Here is a 6753-nt window from a genome sequence, read left to right on the forward strand (position 1 = left end):
TATGCACAGGAGAATATATCGATTCGCGAACCGGTGCCGAGTCGCGCTTCTCCACACGCCACAGTAAAACGGGCGCCCCGATGGAGCGCCCGCTCGCGCGCGCGGTCGATCAGAACTTGTGACGCAGGCCGATCCGCGTGACGAACTGCGTGTTCGCGCCTGCGTTGCCGATGAACGATCCCGACGAGCCGATCTCGGCCTGGACCGGCACCGCGCGGCCGTTGATCGTGTTGCTGCCCGACGCCTTCTGGTAGGCCGCGCTCACGTAGACGTCCGTACGCTTCGACAGCGCATAGTCGACCGCGGCATTGACCTGGTGCCACTTGCCGTCAAAGCGGCCGTCGAGCTTCGAGAACGTATAGCCGAGCCCACCGCTCAGGGCCGGCGTGAACGCATAGCGACCACCGATTTCGTAGTTGTTCAGCTTCGACGATTCGCCCGACAGCGGCACGAACTTCGTATGCGTCCAGTTTGCCCACACGAGCGCCGCCGCGATCGCATAGCGTGCGCCGACGCCGACCGTCTCGAGGTCGCGCAGCCCTTGCGTGTTGATGTTCGCGATGCTCACGCCGAACGCGGGCTGCGCGCCGTTCGGGAAGCGGATGTTCGTGTACGCGGCGCCGATGCCGAACGGCCCTTGCGCATAGTTCGCACCGAAGCTGTACGCGCTCGACGAACCCTGCGCGCCGTTCGCACCGGTCGTGGTCGGCGTGCCCGCGAACTGCGTCGAGTTCGAGAAGCCGTACATCGCGCCGAACGTGAGACCCGCAAAGTTCGCACTCTGGAACTTCACCGCGTTGTTGATGCGGCTCGACGTCAGCTGGTCGAGGTCGTTGATGTGATACGCATAGTTGCCGGCCGGCGTCTGGCTGCCCATCGAATAGTTCGCGCCGATGTAGTCGGTCGAGAACGAGTACTGACGGCCGAACGTCAGCGAACCGATTCCGTTCTTCGACAGGCCGACGAACGCCTGCCGGCCGAACAGCGCGCCACCCTGGCCGATCGAGCCATCGCCGCTGCTGAAGCCGTTTTCCAGCACGAACAACGCCTTCAGCCCGCCGCCAAGATCCTCGGTGCCGCGGATGCCCCAGCGGCTGCCCGATGCGACGCCGTCGCCGTACTTGACGAGCTTGCCGTGCCCGCCCGACGTCGCGACCTTGTTCGAATACGTGATACCCGCATCGATCAGCCCGTAGAGCGTGACGCTGCTTTGCGCGTGGGCGGCGGTGCCGAACATCCCGAGTGCGGCCGCGGCCACGATGGTCTTTTTCACGTTCACTTCCTTTTGTTGTTGACGCACGTTGTTGACGCGCGCGCCTGCGTCGCAGCGCGACGCGCGGCGTGTTGACGAAGAACCGACTGACGAACAAGCGCAAGCCACGGGATCGCCGCACACACCTACCCCTCATGCGCGTGCACGATGCGTCGTTTCGATGCCAGTGTGGGCTTGCGGAAGCGGCATGCCGCAGGGCGGCCGCTCGTATTGCAGCGTCGGGAAGCGTGCGCACCGGTTGCGCATGCCGCGACGACGCATTGCTCCGGCGATGCCGGTCAGAATCTCTTCCGGCTTTCGTGGAGCGGGTGGACGACGTGGCGCCAGACGACGCCACGATCTTCGATATGTTTTGCGGAATATATCGAGTTGTCACGCAACGGTAAACATTTATTCGGGTTCCTGTCGTCTTTCATCCACATGCGATCGACGGCCATGCGGATCGGAAGCAAGACGCGCGGCAGCGGGCACCGCCCCGATGCCGGCCGCCGTGCCTACGCCGAAATCCCGCATAATCAGTCGGTTGAACGAGCGCCGCAGCCGGCGCGCGAACCCCGCACACGTTTGCGTCGCCGTTCGGTTCATGGCTGGCCCGCGTTCCGCGGTCACGGACGCAGCCAGTCTGTACCGGTCTCGCGCACGGCGAATTGTGCGGGCGCAAAAAATCGACACAAGAACAAACGCGATTCGGCGCCCATCACGACGCCGGCGATCGCGTGACGGACGACACCACGCCATCCCGAAGAAGACAGGACACCGACACATGGACCGAGCCGAACACATCAGCATCGAACAGACGAGCGGGCTGCCCGCCGACGAACTGGACCGATGCGACTTCTCGTTCGACATCGCCTGGGAATTGAACGCGCCGTATCAGGACTTGCTCGATCTCCGCGCGCTGCCGGCGCGCCGCAAGAATTACGGCTTCGATCCGGCCGGCTGGGCGGACGAGGCGTCCGGCAAAACGGCGCTCTTTCGCGCGACGGCCGGCGGTCGGCTCGCCGGGTTCGTGGCGATCGGCCAGAGCTGGAACGGGATGGCCGAGATCGCAGAGCTGGCCGTCGACCGCCACTGCCGGCGGCAAGGCATCGGGCAGTTGCTGCTGGCGGCCGCCGAATCCTGGGCGCGCGGACACGGGTTCGGCTTCATGCGGCTGGAAACGCAGTCGAACAATGTCGCCGCGTGCAGCACGTATGCGCGCTCGGGCTTCGTACTGGGCGGACATGATCGCCTGCTGTACGCGGACGACGAGAACGACGGTGAAGTGGCGCTGTTCTGGTACAAGGACCTGCGCGACGGGCAGACCGCGCGGATCCGCACGGTCGACCCGGAATCGATGCGGCCGGCGCGCTGACCCACCGCCGCCCGCGCTTCAAGGCCGGGTCATGGCTGAGTCATGGCCGCGTCGCGACGATGAACAGACGCGGGAACGGCAACAGCACGGTGCCGTCGGCGAGCGCCGGATAGCCGCCCGGCCCTGCGATCGCCTCGCGATACCGCGCGAGAAACGCCGCGCGCTCGCCGTCGTCGAGCGCTGCGAGGAACGGCCGCAGCGCGCTGCCCTTGAACCATTCGACGACCGCGTCGGCACCACCGCGCAGCAGGTGGTAATAGGTCGTGCGCCACACGTCCACCCGCGCGCACAGCGGCGACAGCAGCGCGTGGTAATAACGCGCGTCGAACCGCTCAGTGCGCGCCGCGCCTTTCAGCTTGTCCGCCCACGGCCCGGCCGCGGCAACCTCGCGCATCAGCCGGTGCGCGGGTTCGTCGAGGTTGTCAGGCATCTGTACCGCAAGGTGGCCGCCCGGCGCGAGCCGGCCGACGAGCGCCGGAAACAGCGTGTCGTGCGCAGGCACCCATTGCAGCACCGCATTCGCGAGAATCAGGTCGTAGCCGCCCGAATCGTCCCAGGTGGAGATATCCACGACATCGAAACGCAAGTCCGGCAGGCGCTTGCGCGCGGCGTCGATCATGTCCGCCGAGGCATCGATCCCGTGAACCGTGGCGTCCGGCGCACGCGCGATCAGCGCCTCCGTCGAATTGCCGGGCCCGCAGCCGATGTCGATCGCGGTATGGATCGGCGTGTCCGGCACGGCGGCCAACAGATCGCGGATCGGCCGCGTGCGTTCGTCCTCGAATTGCACATACTGGGCGGCGTATCGATCGAGTGGGGTCGTCATGTCGTTTCTCCTGGTCGGCGTGGACGGCCTTGCCTTCTACGCGGATGGGACGCCGCTAGCCGTCGAACCATCGCATTCTGCGATCGCAACGGAGTTCAGTAAAATGAATTTAATATCGTGATTGATTCATATATCTGATGAAAATCGATACGCTCGGTGTTCAGGCCTTCGTCGCGATCGCCGACGAAGGCAGCTTCCGGCAGGCAGCCGACACGCTGCACGTCACGCAGACGGCCATCACGCAGCGGCTGCGCAAGCTCGAAACTTTTCTCGGCGTCGCGCTCGTCGAGCGCACCACGCGCCGCACCACACTCACCGAAATCGGCCGCCGCTTCCTGCCGCAAGCACGCCGGCTGCTGAACGAGCTGTCCGACGCGCTCACCGAAATTCGCGAAACCGGCCTGAGCCAGCGCGGCGACGTCACGATCGCGTGCGTGCCGACGGTCGGCGTGCAATACCTGCCGCGCATCCTGCGCGCGTTCTCCGCGCACCGGCCACACGATCGCGTGAAGATCCTCGATCACGCATCGGCGTCGGTGCTGCAGGCCGTGCTGCATCGCGAGGCCGAGTTCGGCATCGGCATTGCCGGCGACCAGCATCCCGAACTGGTCAACGTGCCGCTGACGAGCGATCCCTATGTGCTGGTGTGCCGCGACGATCATCCGCTCGCGAAGCGGCGGCGCATTCGCTGGGCGGCGTTACAACCGCATCCGCTGATCTTCGCCGGCGAAGTGAGCGGCAATCGCGGGCTGCTCGACGGCGCGCTGAAGACGAGCGGCGTGTCGCTGCATTCGTTCTACGAGGTGCAGCGCAGCTCGACGGCGCTCGGGCTCGTCGCGGAGGGGCTCGGTGCGGCCGTGGTGCCGAAACTCGCGATCCAGAAGAACGCGTATCCGATGATCCGCACGATCGAGCTCGTCGAGCCGGCGGTATCGCGCACGCTCGTGCTCGTCACGCGCAAGAGTGCGCAACTGTCGCCGGCCGCCCGTGCCCTGTACGACATGATCGTCGAACAGGCGACACCCTGACGATAGTGTCAGGGGTGCGTCACGAAGCAGCGCCTTCGGAGTAGTATCGCCACACACGGTCGCGACGCCCGGTGCCTACCCGGCACCGCACGCATCATGCCACCGCTGCAACGGCCGTTCCTCACCACCCTGCACGGAGCACTGCATGGCCTATCGCAACTATCACAAGCGCAAGATTGCAGGCCGGGAACTCCATCCCGAAACCCAGATGATGTCGTACGGCTATGATCCGTTCCTGTCGGAAGGATCGGTGAAGCCGCCCGTCTTCCTCACGTCGACCTTCGCGTTCCGCACGGCCGAGGACGGCGCCGAATTCTTCGACGTCGTGGCCGGGCGCAAGCCTTCGCCCGAAGGCGAAGGCGCGGGCCTCGTCTACAGCCGTTTCAATCACCCGAACCTGGAAATCGTCGAGGATCGCCTCGCCCTGCTCGACGATTCCGAAGCGGCCGTCGTGACGTCGAGCGGCATGTCGGCCATCGCCGCGATCCTGCTGACGTTCCTGCGGCCGGGCGACTGCGTCGTCCAGTCCGTGCCGCTGTATGGCGGCACCGAAACACTGATCTCGAAGTTCCTGCCCGAGTGGGGCATTCGCTCCGAAGTGATCGCCGACGGGCTGTCCACCCACGCGATCCGCGCCGCGCTCGAAGCGGCCGCGCAGAAGGGCAACGTGCGGATGTGCTACATCGAGACGCCCGCCAACCCGACCAACGCGCTGTTCGACCTCGACGGGTTGCGCAACGAGATCGATGCGTTCGAAGCGCGCCACGGTTATCGCCCGCTGTCGGTCTGCGACAACACGCTGCTCGGGCCGCTGTACCAGAAGCCGTCGCGGCAAGGCATCGACCTGAGCGTGTACTCGTTGACGAAATACATCGGCGGGCACAGCGACCTCGTCGCCGGCGGCGTCACGGGCACCCGCGAGCTGATCACGAAGATCCGCTCGGTCCGCAGCACGCTAGGCTCGCAGCTCGACCCGCATTCGTCGTGGATGATCACCCGCTCGATGGAAACGCTCGTGCTGCGCATGCAGCAGGCCGCACGCAGCGGCAGCGCCGTCGCCCGCTGGCTCGCCGGCAATCCGCATCGCCCGGTACGCGTGCTGCACCCCGAGCTCATCGACGATCCGGCCTACCAGGCCGTCTACCAGCGCCAGTGCAGCGGGCCCGGCTCGACCTTCGCGTTCATCCTCGACGGCGGCCGCGAGCAGGCGTTCAGGTTCATCAACCACCTGACGCTCTTCAAGTCGGCCGTCAGCCTCGGCGGCACGGAGTCGCTGATCTGCCATCCGGCGTCAACGACGCATTCGGGCGTACCGGCCCAGGCGCGTGCGGCGGCGGGCGTGTCGGAAGGATTGATTCGTGTGTCAGTCGGGCTCGAACATCCGGACGACCTGATCGCCGACCTGTCGTACGCGCTCGAGCATTGCTGACGCGCGTGGCATGCGCCCCGCGGCGGTTCGCACGAAAGCAGTTCAGCCCGCGCGAGGGCGGGCATTCAGTGACGCCGCCCTCTCGTGGGGCCGGCGCCTGGATGCCGACGCCCGAACGCCGTCGTTCGCGCTGCGTCGGCGTGCGTGCCGCGCGGCGCGAACCGGCTGAAACGATTCAAAGCACCTTCACCATGAACACGCGCGACGTGCCTTCCGGCTCGCACGGCACTTCGCCGAACGCTTCGTAGCCCTGCTTCCGGTAGAAATCCGGCGCCTGGAACGAGATCGTGTAGAGCACCGCACGCGCGCATCCGCGTCGTTTCGCTTCCGCTTCGGCCTCGCGCAGCAGCCGGCTGCCGAAGCCGCCGCCGCGCAGCGATTCGGGCAGGTAAAAGAGATCGATGAAGAAGAGGCCGAGCGACGTGCGCCCCGTGAGGCCACCCACGATCTCGCCGGTCGCGGAATCGGTGACGTACACGTCGAGCGCGGCCGCGTCGGCGCGCCCCGTCATCGCATGATTGAATTCGCCGAGCTTGCGGCTGATGAGATCGTGTGCGGCCGGCTGCTCGGTGTCGGTCAGTTGAAGCGTAACGTCGGGAACGGTTGTCATCGGGAGAATGCACGTCGTTGAATTGTCCGACATGATGCCAGCAAAGCGCGCGGCACACGACCGACCGGTTACCCCGCCCTGCAAGCGAGCGCCCCACGCAAACGGCGGGCCCGTCACGCGCCCGCCGTCGCTTTCGTCACGCCATTACGCCCGACATCACGCCACCGCAAACGCCGCCTTCATGTCCGCCATGCGGCGCCGTTCACGCGCGATCATCATCCGGTTCACGACGA

7 protein-coding genes are annotated in these 6753 nt (G+C 66.2%); 4 read left to right on the top strand and 3 right to left on the bottom strand.

All coding sequences use genetic code 11. From position 1 onward, the window contains the following. Nucleotides 1–109: 109 nt before the first annotated feature. A complete protein-coding gene (locus tag BDO18943_RS30030; RefSeq protein WP_175025127.1) occupies nucleotides 110–1273 on the bottom strand; it encodes a porin in 1164 nt (387 codons plus the stop codon). Between the two features lie 147 nt (nucleotides 1274–1420). Here BDO18943_RS30030 and BDO18943_RS30035 point away from each other — a divergent pair, with 147 nt between their 5' ends. Beyond that, on the top strand, nucleotides 1421–1993 hold the full coding sequence (locus tag BDO18943_RS30035) for a hypothetical protein (RefSeq protein WP_175025128.1): 573 nt from the start codon (nucleotides 1421–1423) through the stop codon (nucleotides 1991–1993). A 43-nt stretch (nucleotides 1994–2036) separates the two neighbouring features. Further along, nucleotides 2037–2627, top strand: coding sequence for a GNAT family N-acetyltransferase (locus BDO18943_RS30040; protein ID WP_175025129.1), 591 nt, complete (start codon nucleotides 2037–2039; stop codon nucleotides 2625–2627). Nucleotides 2628–2667: 40 nt separating this feature from the next. Here the strand turns inward: BDO18943_RS30040 and tam are convergent, their stop codons facing one another. Beyond that, a complete protein-coding gene (tam, locus tag BDO18943_RS30045; RefSeq protein ID WP_175025130.1) occupies nucleotides 2668–3453 on the bottom strand; it encodes a trans-aconitate 2-methyltransferase in 786 nt (261 codons plus the stop codon). Nucleotides 3454–3590: 137 nt separating this feature from the next. On the opposite strand from tam, the gene BDO18943_RS30050 reads away from it, so the two are divergent. Together BDO18943_RS30050 and BDO18943_RS30055 are read left to right on the top strand one after the other, a co-directional pair. Continuing rightward, on the top strand, nucleotides 3591–4481 hold the full coding sequence (locus BDO18943_RS30050; RefSeq protein WP_175025131.1) for a LysR family transcriptional regulator: 891 nt from the start codon (nucleotides 3591–3593) through the stop codon (nucleotides 4479–4481). A 145-nt stretch (nucleotides 4482–4626) separates the two neighbouring features. Next, the gene (locus BDO18943_RS30055) at nucleotides 4627–5910 is read left to right on the top strand and encodes a cystathionine gamma-synthase family protein (RefSeq protein WP_175025132.1); all 1284 of its coding nucleotides are present in this window, start codon (nucleotides 4627–4629) and stop codon (nucleotides 5908–5910) included. A 175-nt stretch (nucleotides 5911–6085) separates the two neighbouring features. On the opposite strand, the gene BDO18943_RS30060 is transcribed toward BDO18943_RS30055, so the two are convergent. After that, nucleotides 6086–6520, bottom strand: coding sequence for a GNAT family N-acetyltransferase (locus BDO18943_RS30060; protein WP_043178741.1), 435 nt, complete (start codon nucleotides 6518–6520; stop codon nucleotides 6086–6088). Between the last annotated feature and the right edge of the window lie 233 nt (nucleotides 6521–6753).

Origin of the sequence: Burkholderia aenigmatica (assembly GCF_902499175.1) — a bacterium.
Taxonomy (GTDB): Bacteria; Pseudomonadota; Gammaproteobacteria; order Burkholderiales; family Burkholderiaceae; genus Burkholderia; species Burkholderia aenigmatica.

Excerpts from the sequence above, each read along its gene's own strand:
- BDO18943_RS30035 (WP_175025128.1), top strand. The coding sequence starts at position 1,421 with ATGCGTCGTTTCGATGCCAGTGTGGGCTTGCGGAAGCGGCATGCCGCA.
- BDO18943_RS30040 (WP_175025129.1), top strand. The coding sequence starts at position 2,037 with ATGGACCGAGCCGAACACATCAGCATCGAACAGACGAGCGGGCTGCCC.
- tam (WP_175025130.1), bottom strand. The coding sequence starts at position 3,453 with ATGACGACCCCACTCGATCGATACGCCGCCCAGTATGTGCAATTCGAG.
- BDO18943_RS30050 (WP_175025131.1), top strand. The coding sequence starts at position 3,591 with ATGAAAATCGATACGCTCGGTGTTCAGGCCTTCGTCGCGATCGCCGAC.
- BDO18943_RS30055 (WP_175025132.1), top strand. The coding sequence starts at position 4,627 with ATGGCCTATCGCAACTATCACAAGCGCAAGATTGCAGGCCGGGAACTC.
- BDO18943_RS30060 (WP_043178741.1), bottom strand. The coding sequence starts at position 6,520 with ATGACAACCGTTCCCGACGTTACGCTTCAACTGACCGACACCGAGCAG.